Here is a 24,652-nt window from a genome sequence, read left to right as displayed (position 1 = left end):
AGCATTCTCCTTTTTATCTCGCTGATGCCCCTAGTCTACCCCGCCAATGTGAACGGAAGTTGGACTCGCGGAATCAGCGGTACTCCGGCAGCCAGTCTCCGTGCGCCTCGATCAGATCATCGCACAGCGAGACGATGTCGTCCATCGACAGCTCCGCCGACGTATGCGGATCGAGCATCGCCGCGTGGTAGATATGCTCGCGCTTGCGCGTGACGGCCGCTTCAAGCGTCAGCAGCTGCGTGTTGATGTTCGTCCGGTTGAGCGCGGCCAGCTGCGGCGGGAGCGCTTCGACCTGCAACGGCTGGATGCCGCCGCGGTCGACGAGGCAAGGCACCTCGACGCACGCTTCCCGCGGCAGGTTCGGGATGAGTCCGTGCGTATTCATGACGTTGCCGCCGATCTTGAACGTCACGTCCGTCTCGATCGCTTCCATGATGTAGGAGGCGTATTCATGCGAGCGCTCATGCTCGAGCCCCGCGCTTCCGAGCAGCTCGTCGCGCTGGCGGTTCCAGTTCGCGATCTGCTCCACGCAGCGGCGCGGGTATTCGTCGAGCGGAATGTTGAATGTTTCGACGAGCTCGGGATAGCGGCTCTTGATGAAGTAAGGATGGTATTCCGCATTGTGCTCCGACGATTCGGTCACGTAGTGCCCGAATTTCAGCATCAGCTCGTAGCGGACCATGTCGTGGTGCTTCTCTTTCTGCTTCTCGGCCGCGCGGCGCTTGATCTCCGGGTACAGATCCTCGCCGTCCCTTGTCGCCTCCAGCAGCCACGCCATATGGTTGATGCCCGCGATCCGCGTCTTGACGCCGGCCGGATCGAGGCCGAGGTCGCGGAACAGATGCGGCACGCACACCTGCACGCTGTGGCAGAGCCCGACCGTCCGCACGTTGCCGTACGTATTCAGGTAGTTCGTCAGGACGGCCATCGGGTTCGTATAGTTGAGGAAGAGCGCGTCCGGACACACCTCGCGGATGTCGGCCGCGAAGCCCTCCAGCACCGGAATCGTGCGCAGGCTGCGGAAAATGCCGCCGATGCCGATCGTATCGGCGATCGTCTGGCGCAGGCCGTACTTTTTCGGAATCTCGAAGTCGGTCACCGTGCAAGGCTCGTATCCGCCCACCTGGATCGCGTTGATAACGTACTTCGCGCCGCGCAGCGCTTCCTTGCGGTCCGCGTACACCTTGATCTCGCAGGTGCTGCCGCTCGACCGCTTGATCGCGCCGAGCAGCTGCTCCGACTCCTTCACCCGCTGCGCGTCGATGTCGAACAGCGCCAGCTCGAACTCCTGCAGCGCCGGCGTCAGCATCGCATCGCCCAGCACGTTGCGGACGAATACCGTGCTGCCCGCTCCTAGAAACGTGATTTTCCCTTTCATGATCCAGCCTCCCTGACCTTCATGATTGTCTTGCTGCGGCTTCGCGGCCGGCGCCTGCGGGCACCGCGATGCCCGCTTCGGGCCGAGCCCGGATTTGCGCTTCGTGAAAGCGCGTTCCAGGGCAAGCGCATCCGCTTTGCCGCTCCACTCGATCTTACGGAATCGCCGGGGCGGAGCATAGGGCCGGATGAAGGGAAGCCATGGACAGATGTCTTCTTTTCGGCTACGGTAGAGGAAACTAGGCTCGGCCGGGAGGCCGGATTCGGAGGGACAAAGATGGAGACGCCGGCACAGCCCGACCATTACTCGTTCCAAGTGTGGGACAATCCAAGCGAGGCCTCGGCTGGGGAGCTCTACGTGCTGTTCAGCGGCCAGGGCAGTCCGCTGCCAGGCCACCGGAACGGTCCCGGCATCCACGATTACGCGCTTGTCCATACGGTCGCCAGCGGGCGCGGACTGTTCCGCTGGCGGGATGCGGAGCATCGGCTGGAAGCGGGCGATACGTTCGTCATCTTTCCGGGCGAGCTGTTCTTTTACGAAGCGGACGGGCAGGAGCCGTGGACGTACGAGTGGGTCGCTTTCCGCGGCTATGCGGTCTTGCCGATGCTGGCGGCGGCGGGATTGGATCCGTCGAGCCCGGTGCTGGCCGGGCGCGGCTGCGGCGACGCCTCCCGGCTGTACGGGCGGCTGCGCGAGGCGCTCGCCGGCGGCAGCAGCGCCGCCTTGTCCGATCTGGAGGCAGGCGGCTGGCTGCGGCTGCTGCTCTGCGAGCTGGCTCGGCTCCAGCCGGAGCGCGCGCGGCCTCAGGCACGCTCCTCCGACGCGGCGCGCCGCCAAGTCGACCAGGCGGTGCGCTGGCTGCAGACGCATTATGCGGAGCCCGTCTCGATCCAGGATCTGGCGCGCCGCCTCGGCTACCACCGCACCCATCTGTCCAAGCTGTTCCGCGCGTTCACCGGCCTGTCGCCGATGCAGTATCTGGGCCAGCTGCGGATGAGCCGGGCCAAGGACCTGCTCGCCACCGACTTGTCGGTCGAGCAGATCGCTTCTTCGTGCGGCTATGCGGACCCGCTCTATTTTTCCCGCCATTTCCGCCGCAGCTTCGGCTTGTCGCCTACGGCCTACCGGCAGGGGCTGGAGTGAAGCTAGGCCGGAACCTGATGCCGCTTTTCGGAGCGAGAGCTAGGCTGGAACCTGCTGCCGCTTCGCGGAGCGGGAGCTAAGCTGGAACCTGCTGCCGCTTCGCGGAGCGGGGACTCGTTCCGATCTCCTTGGAGCCCAGATTCCTTTGATCCCATTCCCCAGCTGGGGTGGAATCCGGCCTCCAAGGGAACCGCTGCCGCTTCTCCACGAGTTCCCCGTCCACTTCGCTACGGTTTCAGGATCTGCTTGCGCTTCGCGCACGACTCGCGGTTTCCAACGCCATTTAGAGATTCAACCCTACTCATGCATCCAGTTGCTCGGTTTTTCCGCGCAACTTCCTTCGTTCCACCCCTTCCGCACACGAGTTGCTCGGTTTTTCCGCGCAATTTCCTTCGTTCCTCCCCTCCGCACACGAGTTGCTCGGTTTTTCCGCGCAACTTCCTTCGCTCCGCACCCTCTCCGCACATGGGCTACTCGATTTTCTCGATCACCTTGCTGGCGCGACCAGCTAGCTGGCCTGACCGTCGAGTCGGAGCTGGTCCGTGCAGCGGGCGACCCAGGCTGCCGTCTGCCAAGGAACGGGAGACGGCTCCTTTACTCCATAAAAGGGGAGGGCAGACCCGGGACGAAAGGAGCGGAGCGTGACGATGCCTTTCGGAGAAGCGGCAGCGGTCCTCTTGGAAGACGGATGGCCTCCGAATCGGAGGTAGGGCGATCCGGGCATCCGGCTTCCAGTGGAATCGGAAAAAGGCTCGGCTCGCGCAGCACCCTGCATGAGAAAAAGCCTCTCCCGACATCCGCTTGCCGCAAAGGCTCGCATCGGTCGAAAGAGGCTTCCGATCTTGGCGTCGTGTCCGCTTAGAGCGGGCCAGACGGCTTACACTTGCATGATCTTGATCAGGTTCGTCGCGCCGGCCTTGCCCGTCGGCACGCCGCTGGAGATGACGACGAAGTCGCCGTCCTGCAGCAGGCCCGTCTTGCGTCCGCCGTCGACGGCCGACTCGAACATCGCGTCGGTCGATTCCGCGCGCTCGCCGAGCACCGGGATGACGCCGCGCAGCAGGCAAAGCTTGGCGATCGTCGTCGGCTCCGGCGTGATCGCGATGATCGGCGCCTTTGGACGATACTTGGACACCATGCGGGCCGTGAAGCCCGATTCCGTCGGCGTCAGGATCGCCTTGGCGTCGAGGTCGAGCGAGGACCCTACCGCAGCCTGGCTGATCACCTCGGTCGTCGTCGTCGCATGCAGCACCTGCCGCGTGCGGAACTGCAGGCGGTGATCGGCGAGCGACTCGGTCTTGGCGGCGATCGACGCCATGCGGCGCACCGACTCGACCGGGTACTTGCCCGCCGCCGTCTCGCCGGACAGCATGATGCAGTCCGTGCCCTGGATGACGGCATTGGCGACGTCGCTCACCTCGGCGCGCGTCGGACGAGGGTTCACCTGCATCGACTCGAGCATATGGGTCGCGACGATGACCGGCTTGCCGGCCAGGTTGCACTTGTGGATCATCTCTTCCTGCAGGGCCGGGACGTCCTCGACCGGGATCTCGACGCCGAGGTCGCCGCGGGCGACCATGATGCCGTCCGACACTTCGATGATCGCGTCAAGGTTCTCCACGCCCTCGTCGTTCTCGATCTTGGAGATGATCTGGATGTGGCCCGCCCCCTGCTCCTCCAGGATCTGGCGGATCTCCATGATGTCCTCGGCCTTGCGGACGAACGAAGCGGCGATGATGTCGACCTGCTCCTTGATGCCGAAACGGATATGGTTCACGTCCCGCTCCGTCACGCCGGGCAGGCGGGTGCGCACGCCGGGCAGGTTGACGCCCTTGCGAGGCTTGAGCGCGCCGCCGCTGACGATTCGGCAGCGGATTTCCGTGCCGCCGGACTCCAGCACCGACAGCTCGATGAGGCCGTCATCGATCAGAATCGTGCTGCCTTCCGTTACGTCCTCCGGCAGTCCGGCATAGTTGACGGAGATTCGCGATGCGTCGCCTTCGAGCTCCACGGTCGTAAGCGTCAGCTCCCCGCCGGGCACGAGCGTCACGTAAGGCTCCTTCAGCTTGCCGATCCGCACCTCCGGACCTTTGATGTCCATCAGCACCGGCACGACGGCTCCCGATACGCGAGAAGCCTCCCGGACGGCGCGGATGCGCGCGGCATGATCCTCCAGCTCCCCGTGCGCCATGTTGATGCGCGCGACGTTCATGCCGGCTTCCATCAGTTGGACGAGCACTTCCGGCGATTCGCTCGCGGGGCCGAGCGTACAGACGATTTTCGTTTTGCGTAGAGTCACAGCAATAGCCTCCTCATCTTCTGCCCCTATTGTACCTTTCTGTTCGCCAGGATTCGACATGCTATAGTATGATTAGAAAACTATAGTACGATTTAGGGGTTGCAACAGAGGAGGAATAGAATGGATTGGACCATCAGGAGGCTGCAGGGAAAGCTCGACGGCATGCCGCTGCGCGCGAGTTCCGGCAACACGCTTCAAGCGCAGCGGCACGCGAATACCGACAACCCGCTTCAAGCGCAGCTGCATGCGCATTCCTACAACCCGCTTCATGCGCCGCTGCATGCGCATTCCGACAACACGCTTCAAGCGCCGCTGCCAGGTAGCTCCTTCGAACCGCCGCTCGCAAGCTCCGGCACAACGCAGCAGGCAGGCTCGGGGATGGGGCTGCTGCTTTTGATGGCGTACGGGAGCCTTGCCTTGCGCTTGGACGCGGATGGAACGGAGCTTGAGCTGAAGCGGGGCGACATGGCTTATGCTCCGCCGGGCTCCCTGCCCTCGGTTCATGCAGGCAGCGGCCGCATGCAGGAGCTTTACCTGCTTGGAATCGAAGCGGACTGCGCATCCGTGCGGGAGCTTGGCCTGCCGTCGCAGGGAGCCTTGCTGCATACGCTGCGGCTCGACTGGATGGTAGGCCGGCTGCGCACGCTCCTCGAGGAAGACAGCGACCGCGAGCCAGGCTACCGCGTGCGCGGAGAAGGCATCGCGCTTGAGATCGCGGCGCTTTGGAGCCGCGAGGCTCATGCCGGTCGGCCGACACCGGTCGCCGAACGCCATCTGGAGCGGATGAAAGCCTACATCCAAGACAAGTATCGGGAGAAGGTCACCAAAGAAGACCTCGGGCGCTGCATCGGACGCACGCCCAACTACGCCGCCACGCTGTTCCGCCAGGGGACCGGACAGACGATCAGCGGGTACGTGCATGCCCAGCGCATGCGGACGGCGGTCTACATGCTGTCGGAATCGCTTCTGACGATAGAAGAAATAGCCGATTATCTCGGCTATGGGGAGGTTTCGTATTTTCAGCGGATATTCGGACGAACGTTCGGCATGCCGCCTTCCCGCTACGCCGGCCGCTCGGATTAGGACGCAGCCCGAGCCGCATGGACGACGCTCCGGCTCCGCCCCGATTCGCGATCGGCTCTCAGATCTTGTCGTCTTCGCCGTTCGTCTGGATCGCAGCCGCTTCTTCTTCGTCCAGGATGTCCGCCGCCTGCAGGCTGCCGGCCAGCTCCTCGATCGTATCGGCCCCTTCGATCGCGGCCGAAGAAAGGTTCGCCGATGCGATGGATACGATCGGCTCCTCCGTCTTGCGCTCCCAGAACTTGATGCCGGAAGCCAGATGATCGGCCGTGTGGATCGCCTTTTCCTTCAGCGCCGAGGCGCTTTCGGCCGTGTGGCGCGCCGCTTCGGCCGCCGAGCTGCCGATCCGCGAGCCGATCTCGCCTGCTTTGTCGGCCGCGCGCGATGCGCGCTCGCCGATGTCGCTCCGCAGCTCGCTGCCGGATTTCGGGGCGAACAGCAGCGCTGTCACCGAGCCGATGACGCCTCCGGCCAGGGCTCCGAGCAGGAAGCCCCCGCCGCGTTTCTTCGTTTGCCATTTGACCATGTCAATCTCTCCTTTCGTCATTAGGGTTCCCTTGTTCCCCGCCGGAACATGCAGGCGATCTGAGCCGGGAAGCCGCCGAGCGCACATACATCCAGCCTTCGAGCGCGGCGTCGGCGATGGCGATCGCTTCCTCGAGCTGAGGCCGGTACTTGCCGGCCGCCGAGCGGACTCTTGCTGCGGCCGCATCCGCGGTGCCGGCCGCCTGCTCGGCGATCCGCCGTGCGGCCGTGCCGGCCGTGTCCGCCGCTGCCTGCAGCGAACCGGCCGCTTCCGCAAGCGGCGCCAGCTTCTCGAGCTGCCGGCCGGCCATGACGGCCGCCTGCTCCGCCTTTCCGACGAGCGCGCGAAGCTCGCCGGCCAGCTCCGCCGTTTCGCCGAGCGTGCGCGACGAAGCCTTTTCCAGCTCCGCCGCCGTCTCGGCCAGCCGCCGCATCAGCGCCCGCGCCTGCCAAGCGGCCGCAGCCGCCGACAGGCATAGCAGCGCCGCGCAGCCCGCATACCACCATTCCATCCGCCTCGCCTCCCGCTGCATCTGTTGCCGGACCGGGCGGGAGCCCAGTTCCTGCTCTCAGTAGATGCGCCGCGGGCTCCAAGTGACACAAAAAAAAGCCAGCCCGCGAGTCCGGGCTGACGGAACGATGAAAAAAGCCGCATCCTGCGCCTTCATGGCGGCGGATGCGGCTAATGATGCTACTGTTCTTTTTGCAGATAGTGCCCGACCTGATCGCTGAAGCGCCGCAGCCAGCCGGCGAGCTCCGCCGTGAACGGATGCCGCTCGCCGCGCGGCCAGCTGAAAAACTCCTGCACGAGCGGACGGCGCAGCGCCGTCAGCTGCTTGAGCCGCTCGGCCAGCTCCGCGTCCAGCACCTCTTCGCCGCCGATGATCTCGATGATGTCGCTGTAGCTGCTCGCCTCGCGCATGATGTAGCCGTCGATCAGGCAGCTGCCGACGTCGGTCACCGTCTCGATCGCCAGGTGGAGCAGCCGCTCCTGCGCGAGTCCGTGGAGCGTCGAGCCGTTCCAGGATGCCGCGAGCTCGTCGAGCGCGTCCGCCAGCTCCGGTATTCCATCCAGCCGCAGCCGGATGTCCTGCACGTTCACATAATACATGAAGCGCCTCCGTGAATGCTTATTTCTTCTTTTTGCCGCGACGCTTCAGCCAGACGATCATGATGACGCTGCTGATGACGACGACAAAAAGATAGGTGATCATCATATAGAAGTCTTCCCCGAGCGACTGCTGCTCTTCCATGAATGAATGCTTCCTCCCCGGCTCCGCTTAGGATTCGTAATCGACGGCGACGGACGATTCCCGCGCCTCGTTCATATGGCGGATGACATCCTGATGGACCGGATGGACCTGATACTCGCCCAGCGCCTCGAGAGAGTCGAACTTCGTCACGAGCGCGATGTCGTAGGAGCGCTCCGAGTGGACGACGTCCTTGCCGACCTCCAGATGGCGGAGAACCTCGATCTTGCCCTCCATGGCGCGCAGGACGGCCGCCGTGGCCTCGACGCTCTCGGGAGAGCGGTCCTTCAGGCGGAAAAAGACGATATGAGTCAACATTGCCGCGTATCCTCCAATCCAGTTGTGCCCGCAGGCGGAAGGGCCTTGTCCGCCGTCTGCATGTCCGGCGCCCTTTTGACCCATAATAACGCAAGCCGTACGATTCGGCAATGCCGGCGGAAGGGAGCTTTGCCCATATGCGCTATCCGGTCACGCTTGCTGCGACTGCCCTCGGCCTGATCCTGTGCCTGTTCAGCTCGACGGGCTACGACCCCCATAATGTGTTCTTCTTCATGTTCAGTCCGGTCGCCTGGATATCCGACGTGTTCTACGACATCCACAAGACGCCGGTCATCGTCATGTACGCCTTGACGGTGCTGTGCTACGCCGTCATCGGCTATGCCTGCGATCGGCTGATCGCGGCTGGCCGCAGGCGCAGGCGCGTCTGAAGCCGCATCGGCGGACGCCCATGGACGCCGCGCTCCGCGCGCGAAGCAGCCCGGCAGCGAAGCTCCTCCTCTAAAAGAAGGAGCGCGCCGCCGGGCTGCCGCCGTTTCCGCCGCCGTCAGGCCGGCTTCAGCCTGCCCGCGTCCAGCACGAGCACCCGGTCGCAAAACGGAAGCACCCGCTCGTCATGCGTCACGACGACGCCCGCCTTGCTGCGCGCCTTCACCTCTGCGCGCAGCATCTCCATGACATCCGCGCCGCGCGGCGCGTCGAGGCTCGCCGTCGGCTCGTCCGCGAGGATGACCTCGGGCCCGTTCATCCAGGCCCGGGCGATCGCCGCCCGTTGCTTCTCCCCTCCCGACAGCCGCTCCGGATACGCCTTGCGCCGGCCGCCGAGGCCGAGCCGCTCCAGCAGCTCCCGCGAGCGCGCCGCCGCCTCCCCCCGCGGCATGCTGGCAAGCCTGGCGACGAGCAGCAGCTGCTCCTCCACCTTCAAGTAAGGAATCAGGTTCGCCGATTGAAAGATGAAGCCGAGCTTGCCGAGACGCAGCTGCGCGAGCCGCATCGCGTCCATGCCGGACAGCGGCTGCCCGTCGATGCGCACCTCGCCGCCGTCCGGCGACAGCAGCGCCCCCGCGATCGACAGGAACGTGCTCTTGCCGGAGCCGGACGGCCCGGTCACCGCGACCAGCTCGCCCTCCCCCACCTCGAGCGACAGCCCGTCCAAAATCGTCCTTTCCTTCTCCCCGTCCGTGAACGCATGCGTGATTCCGTCCAGCACGAGCTTCGCCTTCGTCCTGTTCATGCCGTTGTCCTCCCTATCGCTTCCAGCGCATCGGCGCGGGCTACTTTGACGATCGATACGAGCGAGCCGGCGGCCGATGTCGCCAGGAACAAGCCGCAGGTGGCGAGCAGCGTCATCTCGTCCAGCCGGAACGGCAGCGAGGCCGGCAGCACGGCGCGGAAGCCCGCGATCAGCAGCAGGCTCGCGGCCAGGCTCGCCGCCGCCAGCAGCAGCACCTGCACCGCGACGCTGCGCGCCAGATAACCGGTGCCGGCGCCGATCGCCTTGAGGATGCCGAACTGGCCGAGCTTCTGGAGCGTCATGACATAAAAGAACACCGCCAGCACAAACGCCGAGATGACATAGAGGAACGCGATCATCATCGACAGCGAGCCTTGCTCCGCCGAGTAGCCTGGGATCGCCTCGATCACCTGGCGCTTGCTCAGCAGCGCCGTGTCCGGCAGCTCTGCCGCGATCGCCTCCAGCCGCTGCGCGTCGCCCTGCAAGGCGATCGCATTGTACGGCGCCGAGCCCGCCGGATCGCCGCCGCCGCTGGCAGCTCCGCCGCGGACCGGCCGAGCCAGCTCCGCCCATTCGGCCGGACTGACGAACAGCGCCGGCGTATGGCTGAACGATTCGTCCTGCGTGAAGCCGACGATTTCCCAGCTCCGCCCGCTGGCCGTATCGGTCAGCACCCCGCCGATGCGCGCCCCCGCAGCCTTCAGCTGCGCGTCCGCCACGGCCTTGCCCGTATCGCCCGGCGCAAGCGCAGCGCCCTCTACCACCGGCGGAGCGAGCCAGCCCTCCGGATCGACGGCGAGCACCGCCGCGTCGGCCTTGCCGGCTCCGTCGACCTCGACCGCAGCCATCCGCACGCCGAGCGCCTCCGACTTGCCTTCCCCAGCCAGCTCGCGAATCCGCTCCGCCTGCGGGGCGGCCAGCTCCGAGCGCGCCAGCCGATGCTCGGCATCCGCCGACAGCAGAAACGCGTCCGCCGGCATGTTGACGACCGAGGACGCGTTCGCGTAGCTCAGTCCTTTGGCCAGCCCCGTCACGAACAGCACGAGAAAGGACACCAGAATCAATATCGCCGCCATCAGCGCGTACCTCAGCTTCGAATGCCTCATTTCCCGAAGCGCCAAAAACATCCTTCATCGCCTCCTTGTCTCGATGCATTCAGCTTAGGGACGGCGTATGAACGGAGCGTGAACCGCTCGTTACATCGGCGATGGCGCACGAAGCGCGCAAAAAAAGCGCCCCCCGAAGGGAGCGCTTGATCCGGCGGCGCCGATTATTCGACGACGAGCGTCGATTTCATGTCGGCATGGCCGATGCCGCACATGACCGAGCAGTGCATTTCATAACGGCCTGGCTTGTCGAAGGTCACTTCCTGCTCCATCGTATCGCCTTGCAGGTCGATGCCGAGCTCCTCGATGCCGAGTCCATGGATGCCGCTCTTGTTATGCAGCACCAGCTTGTACTTCTGGCCGGCTTTGACGACGTATTCCTGCTTGTCGAAGACGAAATCGTTGGAGGCGGTCACCTTGAGCAGCTCCACGCCTTCCGGCAGATCCGCCGTCTCGTCCTTCGGACCTTCCGGCAGGCCGAGCGTAAGCATGTAGATGCCGACGCCAGCGGTAATGACGAGCAGAATTGACATAATCCATTTCATGAGGTTCTTGCTCCCCTTTGCATTGATGATGATCCAGTTTTGTCCATAGCTATTTCTTACTATAACGAATAAAGGGGGTCCATCACAAGCTTCAACCGCTTCCATGCGGACATCGAGGGCAAGATTTTGACAATTCATTGAACATTCCGTGTCGTTCACTCGTCCTTGCGGCGGAAGATTTCGATCGCCGACCGCAGCTTTTCCGGCAGCGGCAGCCCGATGCGTCCGCAGTTCTCCACGATGGACAGCAGCTCGTTGCCGATGTAGAAATAGATCGCGGCGCCCATCACCGCGCTTCCGCCGCCCAGCAGCTCGTCGATCCGATGCGCGATCAGAATGATGAGCAGCGTCAGTCCTTTGCGCGCGAGCCCCCAGGAGCCGACGATGCTGCTCAGCCCCCGCCGCTCCTTGAGCGAAGCGGAGATTCCGGTGATATAGTCCACCGCCATGCAGACGAGCAGCAGCGTCAGCGACTCGTGCCAGATGCCGAAGGCAAAGCTGACGATCGAGCCGATGACGGCGGCGAGCGGCACGGCCAGTCCGTCTTTCATGGCGCATTCCTCCTCTATCGGGTTCGATAGAACAGTTTATGCGCCGTCTTGTCCTGCGGACTGTTTGTCCGCCTGCACGCCGCAGGTCAGCTGAGGTTGAATTTGCCCGTGTGGATGAGCTCCAGCTTCACTACCGCCTCGAGCTGGCCGGGCTTCGGAATCCATTCCCGCCCGCTGTTGAGCTGCTTCCAGACGTGATACTGGTCGCGGTACAGCTTCTCTCCAAGCAGCAGCACGTCCACTCCGGCGGCGCAGCCTTTGCGGAACGTGTCCATGATCTCGCTTCGGATCGCCTCCTCCACTTGCCGCGTGATCTCCTGCTCGTCCAGATTGCCGTCCAGCTCGACGACATGGCCCTTCAAGCTCACCTCCATCCTGAAATGCGGTTCCCCATCGGATACGTCCATGCTGACGCGCGGCCGGGAGCGGTTGATGCTTACGCTCGCGTTCGGCTGGCCCTGCTTGTCCCCGTCTCCCCCGTCCTCTTCCGATTTCGTATTCACCACATACTGCAGGAAGGAAGGATCGATCCAGCGGAAGCCCTCCGTGTCTTCCAGCGGCAGGAACCGCTTGAACTTGCGGTGGTTGAATGCGAACAGCCCGTCGTACGCCTGCACCTTCAGCTCCCGGTCGGACTGCAGCCAATTGCCTTTGTCGAGCTTCAGGGAAGGAAGCATCGCCGTGAAGCCTTCCTCGTCGAGGAAGCGGACGAGCTCCTGCATGCTGATCGGCCGGATATAGCTGCTCTGCGCGTACTGGCTGCTCGGGTTGTACAGCACGCTGAGCAGCGGCGAGGAGCCGAAGAACGATTCCGTCTGGAGCAGCTCGGCGATCGGCCCCCGCGTGCCGAAGACGAGCGTCGTATAGCGGGAAGCCCGCTGGCGGTTGTTCGCGTCGAGAATGTCGCTCATCAGCGGCAGCGCCCGCTCGTGGACGATCATCGCCTTCAGGTGCTCCATATTGAGGACGAACTGGCTCGTCCGCTGCAGGTTGCCCATCGCGGTCAGCAGCGTCTTTCCTTTGGCGGTTCCCACCCATACGTTGCCGTTGCCGGGACCCGCGCCTTTCTGCTTGGCGATCGCCTTGAACTGGATCAGCTGCGTGTAGACGACATACTGGCCGTCGACGTAGTCGACTCCGAGCGCCGACACGTACCCTTGATCGGTCATGTCGATCTCGTCCCAGCATCCCTGAAGCAGCAGCGCCGGCAGCAGCGCCGCGACGAGCCGGAGCCAGGCGGCGCGGGAGGCGCGCCGGCTAGTCATGGCTTCCGCCTCCGCCTTGCAGCCTGCGCTTCTTCCACGGCAGCTGCAGGAAGCTCGGCAGCATGTTCTTGAATTCCATCGTCGCGAGCGGAGCCATGTAGGGGCGGCCGAACGACTCCAGCGAGCACACATGGACGACGATCGCCAGCAGGCTGATGAAAAAGCCGAACATGCCGAGCACGGAGGCCGCGGCGAGCACGGCGTAACGCAGCACCGTGACCGTCCCGTTCAGCGTCTGGTTGACGAGCGAGAACGTCGCGACGGCGGTGACGGCGGCGACGACGAGCATCGTCGGCGACGTGAGGCCGGCTTCGATCGCCGCGTTGCCGACGATCAGCCCGCCGACGACCGACACGGTCTGCCCGACCGCCCGCGGCAGCCGCACCCCAGCCTCGCGGAACAGCTCGAACATCGTCAGCATGAGGAACATTTCCATCGTGCTCGAGAACGGCAGTCCGCTGCGCGAAGTGGAGATCGTCGCCAGCAGGTTGAACGGGATCTGGTCCGTGTTGAACGAGCAGAGCGCGATCCAGAAGCCGGGAGCGAACAGGCTGAGGAACAGCCCGATGAAGCGCAGCGTCCGCTCCAGGGAGACATAGAAGTACGGCATGTGCAGGTCTTCGGGCGACTTGAGGAGGAAGGCGAGATCCGCCGGCGCGATGACGCAGGCAGGATTGCCGTCGACGAGGATCGCGATGCGCCCGGCCATCAGCGACGAGGCGACGAAGTCAGGGCGTCCGCTGTAGTGGACGAGCGGGAACATCTTTCCCTTGCCGTCGGAGACAAGCGCCTCGATCTGCGTGCTGCTCTCGATGAAGACGACCGAATCGGCGATGTTCTCCAGCCTGCGCCGCGCGCTCTCGACGATCGCCGGCTCGGCGAGGCTCGCCATGAACAGAAGCGCGATCTGCGTGCGGGACTCGCTTCCCGCCGTCAGCAGGTCGATCTGCAGGTCCGGCGTCTTCAGCCGCCGGCGCACGAGGCTGATGTTCTGCTGGATGTTCTCGACAAAGCCGTCGCGCGGCCCTTTGAGCGATACTTCCATGACCGACTCGTCAGGCTGCCGGACCGACAGGTTGGCGATGTCCGACAGGTAGATCCGCTGCTCCTCTCCCTCGCCGGCGAGGATAAGCACCGCTCCGCTGAACAGAGCCTCGAACAGGTTCTGGACTTCGTCCGCCGGATCGAAATGGAGCAGCTTCGTGTCCGAGCCGGCTACGATCCGGCCGCCATGCTGCCTGAGCTCGCTCAGCACGGACAGCTGGAACAGCGTGGAGTCGATGAGGTTCGGACAATACAGCAGCACGACATCCTTCTGCCCGCCTTGCTCGGTCATCAGCCCCGAATCCAGCATCTCGACGTCGCCGCAGCCTTCCAGCTTGTCCAGCAGCTCTTCCTTCGTCCAGCGGCGGCGCCGGACGCCGTCCCGCTCCCGGGACCGGTCCTGGCCGCTGCCGCGCGCGCGGCCGATCGAGAACGCCGACCGGCTGCCCGATTTTCCTTGTTGGGTCATGTCTGTCCTCCTTTGCTTCCGCCAGCCGGCTTCGAACGGCTGCTTCGCGCCAGCGCCGCCACGAGCCAGCTGCCCAGGCTGACCAGCAGCAGCAGCAGTCCGGATGCCGGGAAATAATACACCATCAGCTCGCGATACGGAATCATATGGTCCGTGACCAGCTGGGCCAGCGGGGTCAGCGCTGCGAACAGCAGCCAGCCGTACGCCGCCTTCGCCTTGGGCCGCCGGATCCCGAGCAGCTCCTGGACGAGATAGAGGCTGATCGCGATGCGGATGAGCGACCCGGACAGCCACTGGTAGACCGCGAAGAAGTCGAGATGCTCGATGTACTTGCCGATCTGGACAAGTCGCCACTGCGAGAAGGCCGGATAGCGCATCTTGGCCGCCTCGGTCGGCCCGAACTGCGTGATCGCTCCAAGCAGCGGCCCCATCGTCAGCAGCACGAGCGCCACCATGAGCAGGAGGAGCTGCCACAAGGCGAACTTCTGCCGGATATGGTGCTGATACAGCACGAGGATGTAGATCTCGACGAGAGAGCAGCCCGCAAGCAGCGCCCCGTGCCACACCGGGGTGAATCCCTGCACGAGGAACGGCTTGAGGAACTGGTAGTCCTTATGCGGCATGTTCGCTCCCATGACGAAGTCTCCGAACAAGACGACGAACGGCAGCAGGACGCATGAGGCGAAAGCGATCGTCCGCAGCCCTTTGGAGACGGCATAAAGCGAGACGCCGAGCAGGCAGATCGCGAACATGAAATTGGGCGTAGCCGGCAGATAGGTCGACTTGCTCCAGGAAATGGTGTCGATGAGCGAATTGAATGCGGTTGCCAGCAGCACGACAAGCACCGGCAGCTTCAGCGCCCATGAGCCGGCCTTGCCGAGCGTCCGCTCCGCCGCCGACCAGAACGGCTCGCGCAGCCGCTTCATCGTGCCGTAGACAGGCAGGCATATCCACAGGACGCCGAGCACGCAGGCGAGCAGCGGACTGATCCAGCTGTCGCGGCCGGCGACACGAAGGATAATGGGCAAGATCAGGACGTGATTGACGAGTCCGACCGACAGCACGAGAATGAACACGGCCGGCAAGCGGCCGATCTGGTTCGCGGCCTGCATGCGATCCCCTCCTTTTGGGGTTAGATTATCCCTCTATCGGCAGGAATATCCAAAAGCGAGGCCGGCAGGCTTCAATTCAAAAAGCCTTCCCGCTCCGGCAGCGCCGGGCGGGAAGGCTTTTGAATGATGCGGCCAGGCCGCGGACTCGGCGAAGAGCCGAGCCTATTCGGCATAGATCATCTTGCGCGTCATGCCGCCGTCGACCGTAATGTTCTCGCCGGTGACGAAATCGTTGGCCGAATCGGTCAGATAGAAGCAGGCGCGGGCGATGTCGTCCGGACGTCCGACGCGGCCGGACGGATGCTGCTCATGGTCGCGGACGCTCAGCTTGGCCGTGTCGCCGGTCTCGATCCAGCCGGGGCTGACCGAGTTGACCCGGATGCCGTGCGGAGCAAGCGAGAGCGCGAGCGCATGCGTCAGCGCGAGGATGCCGCCCTTGGACGCCGCGTACGCTTCCGAGTCGGGCTCGGACATGAACGCCCGCGTCGAGGCGATGTTCACGATCCGTCCCCGCACGCCCTTCTCCCGCATCAGAACGGCCGCCTCGCGGCTGCACAGGAACGTGCCGCGCAGATTCGTATCCAGCACGACGTCCCATTCCTCCACCTCCAGCTCCCAGAGGGGCTTGAAGGCGCTGATGCCGGCGTTGTTCACCAGCACGTCGGCCGCGCCCCAGCTTTCCCGGACGCGCCCGAACAGCTCCTTCACTGCTTCCGGGCGGCTCAGATCCGCCTCATGGACCTGCGCTTTTCCGCCTGCCGCCTCGATCAGCCGCAGCGTCTGCTCCAGCCCTTCGCGGCTGCGGTCGACGAGCAGCACCTCGTCCCCTTTGCCGGCATAGGCTTGAGCGAGCGCCCGGCCGATGCCGGAGCCCGCTCCCGTGATGATCGTCCTGTCCGTCTCCGTCCGCCTGCTCTCCATCGCTCTCATCCTTTCGCTTCGGGCCGGCCGCCAAGCCGCCCGGGGTATCTACCTCTATACCCCGCTGCCCTCCGGATCTATCGGCCGGCATCCGGCCGAGCGTCCGGGGCCTAGGCCCGTCCTGCCTCCATTTTAACCGGTCGAGGGCTGGTTCGGAACATGTCCCTTCTGATTGCGGTTCTCGTCGCTGCCGGCAGCGGCCCGATTTTCCGCTTCCTTGGACCGCTGCGCCAGCGACTGCTGCTTGCTGTCGAGGCTGATCTTGCCGCCTTTGGCCATTTTCCATCCGCCTCCTTCCGCGGGCTTGATCCGGCGGTCCCCGCAGGGCCGCCGCGCCGCATCCGGTAGCTTGCCCCTCCCTCCGCTTCTCCATCAGGCGCGTCCGCAAGGTTTCCCTTTTCCCCTGAATCCCTTACAATGAAAGTCGGATGCCGGCATCCGCCGCTTCCGAACCATTCGATCCCGCCGCTAGGAGAAAGGATGCCTGATCATGATCATCAAACCGAGAACACGCGGCTTCATCTGCACGACCGCGCATCCGGAAGGCTGCGCGCGCCAGGTCCGCGAGCAGATCGAGTACATACAGCAGCAGCCCCGCTTGGAAGGACCCAAGCGCGCCCTCGTGCTTGGCGCGTCGACCGGCTACGGCCTGTCCGCCCGCATCGCCCTCGCTTTCGGCGCCGGCGCGGCGACCGTCGGCGTCTTCCGTCCGTCCGCCGCGACGGACAAGCGCACCGCATCTCCCGGCTGGTACAACTCCGCCGCCTTCGAGCGCGAGGCCGCCGAGGCCGGCCTGACGTCCATCAGCGTCACGGGCGACGCCTTCGCCGACGAGACCAAGGACAAGGTCATCGAGACGATCCGCGAGGAGCTCGGCCAGGTCGACCTCGTCGTCTACAGCGTAGCCGCTCCGCGCCGCACCGATCCCGACACCGGAGAGACGTTCTCCTCCACGCTCAAGCCGATCGGCGATCCGTATACGAACAAGACCGTCAACTTCCACACCGGCGAAGTGAGCGAGGTGACGATCGAGCCGGCCGAGGACGACGACATCCGGCAGACGGTCGCCGTCATGGGCGGCGCCGACTGGCAGCGCTGGATCACCCGCCTGCAGCAGGCCGGCGTGCTCGCCGAAGGCGCCGTCACGATCGCCTACTCCTACATCGGCTCCTCGATTACGCAGGCGATCTACCGGGAAGGCACGATCGGCAAGGCCAAGGACGATCTCGAGGCGACCGCGCTGGAGCTCCAGCGGCAGCTCGCTCCGCTCGGCGGACGCGCCTACGTCAGCGTGAGCAAGGCGCTCGTCACCCAGTCCAGCTCGGCGATCCCGGTCGTGCCGCTGTACGTGTCGGCGCTGTACAAGGTCATGAAGGACAAAGGCCTGCACGAGAATACGATCCAGCAGACGGCGCGCCTGTTCGAGCTGCTGTATGCGGATGGCGGCACCCCGCTCGACGAGAAGGGCCGCATTCGCATCGACGACTGGGAGCTGCGCGCAGACGTGCAGGACGAGGTCGCGCGCATCTGGGCCGAGGTCGACAGCTCCAACATCGACGAGCGGACCGATCTCGAAGGCTACCGCAAGGAGTTTTTCCAGCTGTTCGGCTTTGAAACGGCCGGCGTCGACTACGAGCAGGACGCCGATCCCATCGTCGACATCCCGTCGGCCCGCTGAGCGTTGCCCGGCGCCGATCCCATCGTCGACATCCCGTCGGCCCGCTGAGCGTTGCCCGGCGCCGATTCTATCGTCGACATCCCGTCGGCGCGCTGAGCGGCGCCCGGCGCCGATCCTATCGTCGACATCCCCTCGGCGCGCTGAGCGGCGCCCGGCGCCGATCCCATCGTCGAGATTCCTTCGGCCCGCTGAGCGCGGTCGGAGCTTAAGAAGAAGCAGCCCGTCCTGGGAGCCAGGAACGGGCTGCTTTTAGGTTTGCCGCGAGCTGCAAGGAACCGGCGGATGGAGCGTCCGGCCAAGCCGGAGCGTGCGCGGGCCCGCGCACGCCTTATCCGTCAGCGGCGGGGTCCGCTCCCTGCCTGCGCTCATGCCGCCGCTTCGCCGTCTCCGTCCGGCCGAGCCCGCCCTCCGTCAGGCTTCGCCTCCTCGCCCTCCTCCTCGCGCAGCAGGAATAGGCGGATATCCGCCGCCAGCCGCTCCGACAGCTCATGCACGTCCGCCGCCTGGCGGGCCATCCGGCGGATCTCCTCGTCCTGCATCGTGCCCGACGCGAGCACCTGCTGCGCCGCCGCGGCCGCGCTATCGGCGATGCCCGACACCTGGGCGGCGAGCTGCCGAAGTCCGCCGCAAGCGTCGCGCGTGCGGTCCACCTGGGCATGCACCTCGTCGATGCTCTTGCTGATGCGGGTCATCGACCCGCCGATCGCCTCGAAGCTGCCGAGCGTCGCCGCGACCTGCTCCTGCTGCTCCAGGAGCAGGCTGCGGCTGCCTTCCATCGAGGAGCGGAATTGCTCCATGCCCTGCTGCAGCCGGCCGATCAGCCCTCCGATGACCGTCGTCGACTCCTTCGTCTGGTTCGACAGCCGCCTGACCTCCTCGGCGATGACGGCAAATCCCTTGCCGTACGCCCCCGCCTGCGCCGCTTCGATGGAGGCGTTCAGCGCCAGCACATGCGTCTGCGAAGAAAGCTCGATCATCGACTTCGTAATGCCGGAGATTTGGCTCGAGAATCCGCTCAGCCGCTCCAGCTCCTCAAACATGCAGGCGATGCTCTCCTCGGTCTGCCGCGACGTCTCCCGCAGCCGGCCGACCGTCTCCTGTCCGCGCCGCGTATCGCCCTCCGCCGTGCCGCGCAGCTTCAGCATCCCGTCGGCCAGGCCCGCGATCGCCTCCACATCCGCGCCCAGCCCGTCCATCAGCCGGCTCGTCTCCTCGGACAGCTCGCTCTGGCTCTCCGCGCCGGCGGCGATGTCCCGGATCGAGCGCAGGATCTCCTCGTTCGCCGCTGCCGTCACGTCGGCGGACACACGGAATGCGCCCGACCGGCTCTCCAGCGAAGCGGCCACGGCGCGGCTCCGCTGCAGCATTCCGTGCACCCGGTCGACCATCACGTCGAACTGACGGCTCAGCCGGCCGAGCTCGTCCGTCCGCGAGGAGCCGATCCGCTCCCGCAGATCGCCCTCGGCGAGCCTTCCGACGGCCCGCTCCAGCTGTCCGACGCTCGCGCGGAACGAGCGGACGAGCAGGAACGCGACGACCACGGTAAGCGTGATGACCGCCAGCGCGGCAGCGCCCGACATCGTCAGCGTGTCCTGCAGCCGCTCGAACGAGAGCGCCTGGGCGGCGCCCGCATTGCGGTCGGCGGCCGCGCTCAGCCGGCTGCTGATGTCGAGCATCGTCACGTTTTCCGCGGCGGTGCGGGTATGGAGCAGATCCATCTGCTCCAGCAGCTCCAGCGGATCGGCATTTTCATCCAGGAGCAGCGCGGCCATCTTCTCCACCTCGCCGGCGTAATGGCCGGACTTCGTCCGCAGCGCCTCGAGATCCTCCTGCGCGGCGGTGCTGCCGGAGAAGTCCAGCCGACTCAGCTCCGTCTCCATCGCCTGATGGACCGTGCGGAACGGCTCGATGCGCTCCGCGTCGTTCTCCCGCTTCAGCTCGCCCTCCAAACGATCCAGCTCCTGCAGGAACTGGCTGATCTTCGCGGTCGACAGCCGCTTGTCCATCTCCCGCTTCTGCTCGGTCATCGAGCTGCGGACCTGGCTGATCCGCTCGAATTGATAGACGGCGAGGCCGACCAGCAGCAGCGAGACGATCGCGAAGCTCGCGATCAGCCTCGTCTGCATGTCCGACCAGCCGCTTCCCCTGAAAATGCGCATTCTGTCTTCCTCCTCCGAAGTCCCGCTTGCATTCGAGTGGCTCAAGTCTACGGAAGGACGATTAAAACCAGCCGGTCGAATCGTCAACGGAGCGTTAAACAAAGGAAGGAGCAGGAAGTCGCTATCGACTTATCGCAGAGTAGAAGCGCGCGAAAAAGGCCGTCCGCATGCGGATGCGGACGGCCTTGATGACGGCGAAGCGGCGTTCAGCTGTTCAGCAGCTGCTTGACGATTTCTTTGTTGCGGCTGCTGAACACGTCGTTGTGCGAGGAAACCATGGCGTAGCTGTCGGCATCGGGATTCAGATGCATCTTGGCCCGGTTGACGGCGTTGGCCGCGTCCTGGAACGTGCCGGCGATGAGATGGAGCTTGCCTTCCTGCATGAGGATGTCTCCCGCGGCGTAAAGCCCCGGCACCGAGGACTCGCCGCTGCCGTTGCCCGCGATGTAGAAGCTGTCGATGCGCTTGAGGTCCAGCGGGCTGTTGTCGAGCAGCGAGCTGTCGCGCTCGTAGCCGTGGTTGATGACGACCTCCTCGACCTCCACCTCCGCGATCTCGCCCGTTGCGATATGGGTCAGCTCGACCTTGCCGATGCGGTCCGATCCGGGCTCCGCAAGCAAGCGCGTGATCGACGTCTGGAACAGGCATTTCGCCGAGCTGCCGAGCAGCTGGGCGACCTTGGCCTCATGGCCGGTGAGCGATTCCTTGCGGTGCACGACGTACACCTGGCGGGCGACGGCGACCAGCTCGTTGGCCCAGTCGACGGCCGAGTTGCCCCCGCCGGAGACGAGCACGACCTTGTCCTTGAACTGCTTGAGCGACTTGACCGTATAGTGGAGGTTCGACACCTCGAAGCGGTCCGCTCCCTCGATCTGCAGCCGCTGCGGATTGAGGATGCCGCCGCCGACGGCCACGATGACCGTGCGCGAGCGGTGGATCCGGCCCGAAGACCCTTCGAGCAGAAAGATTCCTTCCTCGTCCTTCACGATGCGCTCGATCTTCTCCCCGAGCACGACCTCCGGATCGAAAGTCAGCCCCTGCTGCACGAGCTGCTCGATCAGCTGCGCGCCTGGCACGGGCGTCAGCCCGCCGACATCCCAGATGATCTTTTCCGGGTAGATGTGGATCTTGCCTCCCAAGCGAGGCTGATACTCGACGATCTTGGTCCGCAGCCCTCTCAGTCCGCTATAAAAGGCGGAATAGAGCCCGGCCGGCCCTCCGCCGATAATGGTCGTATCGAACAGCTCCTCGGTTTCCCGACCTTCGCGATTCCCGTTCAATCCGGTTCCCCCCGCTCCATTGATTATCATTCTCATTTACTTTACCGTCTTTTTTCTCCCTTGGCAACGCCCGCTTCGGCAAGGCGGTTTTCTCGCGCCATCTTCGACTCCAGGCTTGACAGATCCCGCGGACAGCTCTATAGTGAAGAACGTCATTGATAATCATTATCATTCATTTAGGGAGAGATCATCGTTGAAAAAGATATGCCTGCCGCTCATCCTGTCGCTCCTCCTTCTCTTGACTGCATGCGGCGGTCAGAAAAGCTCCAACGCCGGCACGAACGAAGGCGCCGCCGGAGCTGAAAATGCCGCTGCGGCGAATGCGAACGGCTCCGCAGCCGCGACGGAAGGAACGATTACATACGAGTCCGAGAACGGACCGATCGAAGTGCCGGCGAACCCGCAGCGCGTCATCGTCGTCGCCTCTTATGCGGGCAATGTCATGGCTCTCGGCGTGCCGCTCGTCGGCGTCGACAGCTGGTCCAAGATGAATCCGCGCTACCAGGACCATCTGGCCGGCGTCGAGGAGATCAGCGAGGAGAACATCGAGAAGATCATCGAGCTCGATCCCGATCTGATCATCGGCTTGTCCACCACCAAAAACCTCGACAAGCTCAAGGAAATCGCCCCTACCGTGACCTACACCTACGGCAAGGTCGACTACCTGACGCAGCAGCTGGAGATCGGCAAGCTGCTGAACAAGGAGAAGGAAGCCCAGGCATGGATCGACGACTTCAAGGCTCGCGCCGCAGAGGCCGGCGAGCAGATCCGCGCCAAGATCGGCGACAAGACGGTTTCCGTCATCGAGAGCTACGACAAGCAGCTGTACGTGTTCGGCGACAACTGGGGCCGCGGCACCGAGGTCCTTTATCAGGCGATGAAGCTGAACATGCCGGAGAAGGTCAAGGAGATGGCGCTTCAGGACGGGTACTACGCCCTTTCCGCCGAAGTGCTTCCGGAATATGCCGGTGACTACCTGATCATCAGCAAATACCTCGACCAGGAGAACGCGTTCCAGCAGACGGAGTCGTACAAGAACATCCCGGCGGTGAAGAACGGCCAAGTGTTCGAAGCGAACGCCAAGGAGTTCTACTTCAACGATCCGATCACGCTCGACTACCAGCTCGACTTCTTCAAATCCCATTTCCTCGGCAACTGACCAAGGATGATCCGACTGGAACTCTTGCTCGTTCAAGGGTTCCTTTCGCTGTTTAGCCGACCGGCTCGAACCGCCGGACGATCGATCAAGGAGGTTCCCCCATGCAGCAACCATTGTCCCGGCGAAGAGGCGCTTATTTCGGCTGGAAGCTCGCGGCCTCGCTCGTCGCTCTCGCCTTTTGCTTCTTCTTCGCCCTCACCTTCGGCGCGGCCGACACCAGCTTCCGCGACGTGCTGATGGCCCTGTTCACTTCCTCCTCAGAAAAGGCCGTCCTCACCATCCGCGAGCTGCGCTTGCCGCGCGAGCTGGCCGCCATGGCGGTCGGCTCCGCGCTCGCCGTAGCCGGCGCGGTCATGCAGGGCATGACGCGCAATCCGCTCGCCGATCCCGGCCTGCTCGGCCTGACGGCCGGAGCGAACCTGATGCTCGCGCTGACGATCGCGCTGTTTCCGAACATCGGCTACATCGGCATCATGATCGGCTGCTTCATCGGCTCGACGGCCGCCGCTCTGCTCGTCTTCGGCATCAGCGCCTCCCGCAGCAACCGCTTCTCGCCGCTGCGCATCGTGCTGGCCGGCGCCGCGATCTCCGCGCTGCTGTTCGCAGCCTCCGACGCGGTCAGCCTGCACTTCAAGATCTCGCAGCAGGTCAACCTGTGGAACGCCGGCGGCGTCATCGGCACGACCTGGAAGCAGCTCGCCCTCGTCACGCCGTTCATCGGAGCCGGCATCCTGGGGGCGCTGCTCCTATCCCGCCAGCTCACCGTGCTCAGCATGAGCGAGGAAGTCTCGACCGGCCTCGGCCAAAATACCGCGCTCGCGAAGACGCTGCTGTTCGTCGTCGTCGTGCTGCTCACCGGCGCCGCGGTGGCGCTCGTCGGCAACATGGCCTTCGTCGGACTGCTCGTGCCGCATGTCGCGCGCGCGATCGTCGGTCCGGACTACCGCTTCGTCCTGCCGGTGTCGGCTGTCGGCGGAGCCGCGCTGCTGCTGCTCGCCGATACGTTCGCGCGCACGGTCAACTCGCCGTATGAGACGTCGCTCACGGCGATCGTCGCCATGCTCGGCCTGCCGTTCTTCCTCTGGATCGTCAATCGGAAAGGAGGCGCGTTCCGATGATCGAATCGCTCGCGCGCCGGCGGCAGCGCATCGCGCTGATCGTCCTGCTGCTGCTCGTCGCCGTCACGATGCTCGTCAGCGCCAGCTGGGGCTATTCCAATCTCGGCATCAAACGGGTGCTGCCCGTCCTGTTCGGCGACGGCTCGCGCAAGGAGGAGTTCGTGCTCTTCTCGATCCGCCTGCCGCGCATCGCCATCACCTTCCTGGCCGGCGTCGGCCTCGCCCTCTCCGGCGCGATCCTGCAGCGGGTGACGCGCAACGACCTTGCCGATCCGGGCATCATCGGCATCAACACCGGCGCCGGCCTCGGCGTCGCCGTATTTTTCCTGTTCGCCCCGATCGAGCCGGGCAGCTTCGTCTATCTGCTCACGCTGGTCGCCTTCGCCAGCGCGATGCTGACCGCTTTTTTCATCTACCTGTTCTCGTATCGCAAGGGCGAAGGACTGAATCCGGTCCGGCTCGTGCTCATCGGCGTCGGCTTCTCGCTGTCCATCTCCGGCATCATGACGGTCGTCATCTCCTCGGTCTCCGACCGCGAGAAGGTCGACTTCATCGCCAAATGGCTGTCCGGCAGCATCTGGGGCACCGATTGGGTGTTCATCTGGGCGCTGCTGCCGTGGCTGCTGCTGCTCATCCCGTTCACGCTGTACAAAGCGAACCAGCTCAACCTGCTTGAGCTGAGCGAGCCGGTCGCCGTCGGCATCGGCCTGCCGGTGCAGAAGGAGCGCATCTGGCTGCTCATCGCAGCCGTCGCGCTCGCCGCCTCCTCCGTCTCCGTGACGGGCGGCATCAGCTTCATCGGGCTCATGGCGCCGCATATCGCCAAGGCGCTCGTCGGCCCGCGCAACCAGCTGTCGCTGCCGATCGCGATGCTGATCGGCGGCTGGCTGCTGCTCGCCGCCGACACGATCGGCCGCAATCTGGCGGATCCCAACGGCGTGCCCGCCGGCGTCGTCGCCGCTTTTATCGGCGCGCCTTACTTCGTCTACCTGCTGCTTCGGCGGACGACTTCCTAGTCCGAGCTGGCCGCTGCGCTCCGGGTACGACAATTCCGGTTCGG

25 protein-coding genes are annotated in these 24,652 nt (G+C 64.7%); 7 read left to right on the top strand and 18 right to left on the bottom strand.

Translation table 11 applies throughout. The features are described 5' to 3' along the window. Positions 1-73: 73 nt before the first annotated feature. On the bottom strand, positions 74-1,378 hold the full coding sequence (locus NYE40_RS09160; RefSeq protein WP_043111524.1) for an alpha-glucosidase/alpha-galactosidase: 1,305 nt from the start codon (positions 1,376-1,378) through the stop codon (positions 74-76). Between the two features lie 276 nt (positions 1,379-1,654). On the opposite strand from NYE40_RS09160, the gene NYE40_RS09155 reads away from it, so the two are divergent. Further along, the gene (locus tag NYE40_RS09155; RefSeq protein WP_101808928.1) at positions 1,655-2,521 is read left to right on the top strand and encodes an AraC family transcriptional regulator; all 867 of its coding nucleotides are present in this window, start codon (positions 1,655-1,657) and stop codon (positions 2,519-2,521) included. An 877-nt stretch (positions 2,522-3,398) separates the two neighbouring features. On the opposite strand, the gene pyk is transcribed toward NYE40_RS09155, so the two are convergent. After that, positions 3,399-4,820, bottom strand: coding sequence for a pyruvate kinase (pyk, locus tag NYE40_RS09150; RefSeq protein ID WP_043111522.1), 1,422 nt, complete (start codon positions 4,818-4,820; stop codon positions 3,399-3,401). 120 nt (positions 4,821-4,940) lie between these two features. Here pyk and NYE40_RS09145 point away from each other — a divergent pair, with 120 nt between their 5' ends. Next, the gene (locus NYE40_RS09145) at positions 4,941-5,903 is read left to right on the top strand and encodes an AraC family transcriptional regulator (protein ID WP_052333374.1); all 963 of its coding nucleotides are present in this window, start codon (positions 4,941-4,943) and stop codon (positions 5,901-5,903) included. A 58-nt stretch (positions 5,904-5,961) separates the two neighbouring features. Here NYE40_RS09145 and NYE40_RS09140 read toward each other — a convergent pair whose 3' ends face one another. The 5 genes from NYE40_RS09140 to NYE40_RS09120 all read right to left on the bottom strand — a co-directional run bounded on the left by NYE40_RS09140 (position 5,962) and on the right by NYE40_RS09120 (position 7,993). Beyond that, positions 5,962-6,426, bottom strand: coding sequence for a YtxH domain-containing protein (locus NYE40_RS09140; protein WP_052333373.1), 465 nt, complete (start codon positions 6,424-6,426; stop codon positions 5,962-5,964). A 1-nt stretch (position 6,427) separates the two neighbouring features. Beyond that, on the bottom strand, positions 6,428-6,937 hold the full coding sequence (locus NYE40_RS09135) for a DUF948 domain-containing protein (protein WP_101808927.1): 510 nt from the start codon (positions 6,935-6,937) through the stop codon (positions 6,428-6,430). Positions 6,938-7,116: 179 nt separating this feature from the next. Then, positions 7,117-7,536: a HepT-like ribonuclease domain-containing protein gene (locus NYE40_RS09130; RefSeq protein WP_339279819.1), complete on the bottom strand. Its 420-nt coding sequence runs from the start codon at positions 7,534-7,536 to the stop codon at positions 7,117-7,119. Positions 7,537-7,555: 19 nt separating this feature from the next. Continuing rightward, positions 7,556-7,678 (bottom strand): hypothetical protein, encoded by a 123-nt coding sequence (locus NYE40_RS09125; protein ID WP_255309805.1) that lies wholly within the window; start codon positions 7,676-7,678, stop codon positions 7,556-7,558. 27 nt (positions 7,679-7,705) lie between these two features. Continuing rightward, on the bottom strand, positions 7,706-7,993 hold the full coding sequence (locus NYE40_RS09120; RefSeq protein WP_028599472.1) for a Dabb family protein: 288 nt from the start codon (positions 7,991-7,993) through the stop codon (positions 7,706-7,708). Positions 7,994-8,130: 137 nt separating this feature from the next. Here NYE40_RS09120 and NYE40_RS09115 point away from each other — a divergent pair, with 137 nt between their 5' ends. Continuing rightward, positions 8,131-8,382, top strand: coding sequence for a hypothetical protein (locus NYE40_RS09115; protein ID WP_028599471.1), 252 nt, complete (start codon positions 8,131-8,133; stop codon positions 8,380-8,382). A 116-nt stretch (positions 8,383-8,498) separates the two neighbouring features. On the opposite strand, the gene NYE40_RS09110 is transcribed toward NYE40_RS09115, so the two are convergent. From NYE40_RS09110 to NYE40_RS09070, 9 genes are all read right to left on the bottom strand, one after another. Continuing rightward, a complete protein-coding gene (locus tag NYE40_RS09110) occupies positions 8,499-9,185 on the bottom strand; it encodes an ABC transporter ATP-binding protein (RefSeq protein ID WP_339279818.1) in 687 nt (228 codons plus the stop codon). After that, positions 9,182-10,312 (bottom strand): ABC transporter permease, encoded by a 1,131-nt coding sequence (locus NYE40_RS09105; RefSeq protein ID WP_339279817.1) that lies wholly within the window; start codon positions 10,310-10,312, stop codon positions 9,182-9,184. The genes NYE40_RS09110 and NYE40_RS09105 overlap by 4 nt, the downstream gene beginning before the upstream one ends. 143 nt (positions 10,313-10,455) lie before the next feature. Further along, positions 10,456-10,836 (bottom strand): cytochrome c oxidase subunit II, encoded by a 381-nt coding sequence (locus NYE40_RS09100; RefSeq protein ID WP_052333372.1) that lies wholly within the window; start codon positions 10,834-10,836, stop codon positions 10,456-10,458. 155 nt (positions 10,837-10,991) lie between these two features. Continuing rightward, a complete protein-coding gene (locus NYE40_RS09095; protein ID WP_028599467.1) occupies positions 10,992-11,387 on the bottom strand; it encodes a phage holin family protein in 396 nt (131 codons plus the stop codon). An 86-nt stretch (positions 11,388-11,473) separates the two neighbouring features. Then, complete coding sequence (locus NYE40_RS09090) at positions 11,474-12,652, bottom strand: Ger(x)C family spore germination protein (protein ID WP_194843328.1); 1,179 nt, start codon at positions 12,650-12,652, stop codon at positions 11,474-11,476. After that, positions 12,645-14,165 (bottom strand): spore germination protein, encoded by a 1,521-nt coding sequence (locus NYE40_RS09085; RefSeq protein WP_339279816.1) that lies wholly within the window; start codon positions 14,163-14,165, stop codon positions 12,645-12,647. The genes NYE40_RS09090 and NYE40_RS09085 overlap by 8 nt, the downstream gene beginning before the upstream one ends. Next, on the bottom strand, positions 14,162-15,277 hold the full coding sequence (locus NYE40_RS09080; RefSeq protein WP_101808921.1) for an endospore germination permease: 1,116 nt from the start codon (positions 15,275-15,277) through the stop codon (positions 14,162-14,164). Before NYE40_RS09080 ends, NYE40_RS09085 begins: the two co-directional genes overlap by 4 nt. A 162-nt stretch (positions 15,278-15,439) precedes the next feature. Beyond that, the gene (locus tag NYE40_RS09075) at positions 15,440-16,198 is read right to left on the bottom strand and encodes an SDR family oxidoreductase (RefSeq protein WP_153783302.1); all 759 of its coding nucleotides are present in this window, start codon (positions 16,196-16,198) and stop codon (positions 15,440-15,442) included. 132 nt (positions 16,199-16,330) lie between these two features. Next, positions 16,331-16,477, bottom strand: a complete 147-nt coding sequence (locus tag NYE40_RS09070) for a hypothetical protein (RefSeq protein WP_164820197.1) — start codon at positions 16,475-16,477, stop codon at positions 16,331-16,333. Between the two features lie 211 nt (positions 16,478-16,688). On the opposite strand from NYE40_RS09070, the gene fabV reads away from it, so the two are divergent. Next, positions 16,689-17,876, top strand: coding sequence for an enoyl-ACP reductase FabV (gene fabV / locus NYE40_RS09065; RefSeq protein ID WP_028599464.1), 1,188 nt, complete (start codon positions 16,689-16,691; stop codon positions 17,874-17,876). A 365-nt stretch (positions 17,877-18,241) separates the two neighbouring features. Here the strand turns inward: fabV and NYE40_RS09060 are convergent, their stop codons facing one another. Together NYE40_RS09060 and NYE40_RS09055 are read right to left on the bottom strand one after the other, a co-directional pair. Continuing rightward, the gene (locus NYE40_RS09060) at positions 18,242-20,035 is read right to left on the bottom strand and encodes a methyl-accepting chemotaxis protein (RefSeq protein ID WP_153783301.1); all 1,794 of its coding nucleotides are present in this window, start codon (positions 20,033-20,035) and stop codon (positions 18,242-18,244) included. Positions 20,036-20,241: 206 nt separating this feature from the next. Further along, a complete protein-coding gene (locus tag NYE40_RS09055) occupies positions 20,242-21,315 on the bottom strand; it encodes an NAD(P)/FAD-dependent oxidoreductase (protein WP_028599461.1) in 1,074 nt (357 codons plus the stop codon). A 193-nt stretch (positions 21,316-21,508) separates the two neighbouring features. Here NYE40_RS09055 and NYE40_RS09050 point away from each other — a divergent pair, with 193 nt between their 5' ends. The 3 genes from NYE40_RS09050 to NYE40_RS09040 all read left to right on the top strand — a co-directional run bounded on the left by NYE40_RS09050 (position 21,509) and on the right by NYE40_RS09040 (position 24,608). After that, positions 21,509-22,474 (top strand): iron-hydroxamate ABC transporter substrate-binding protein, encoded by a 966-nt coding sequence (locus tag NYE40_RS09050; RefSeq protein WP_028599460.1) that lies wholly within the window; start codon positions 21,509-21,511, stop codon positions 22,472-22,474. 101 nt (positions 22,475-22,575) lie between these two features. After that, entirely contained in the window at positions 22,576-23,592 is a 1,017-nt protein-coding gene (locus NYE40_RS09045; RefSeq protein ID WP_101808918.1) for an iron ABC transporter permease, read from the top strand. Then, a complete protein-coding gene (locus NYE40_RS09040; RefSeq protein ID WP_028599458.1) occupies positions 23,589-24,608 on the top strand; it encodes an iron ABC transporter permease in 1,020 nt (339 codons plus the stop codon). Before NYE40_RS09045 ends, NYE40_RS09040 begins: the two co-directional genes overlap by 4 nt. Positions 24,609-24,652 lie beyond the last annotated feature (44 nt).

Source organism: Paenibacillus sp. FSL W8-1187, from assembly GCF_037965485.1.
Lineage (GTDB): Bacteria > Bacillota > Bacilli > Paenibacillales > Paenibacillaceae > Paenibacillus_O > Paenibacillus_O pasadenensis.
Note: the sequence above shows the minus strand (reverse complement) of the source record. Positions and strands in the feature narration are given on the sequence as shown.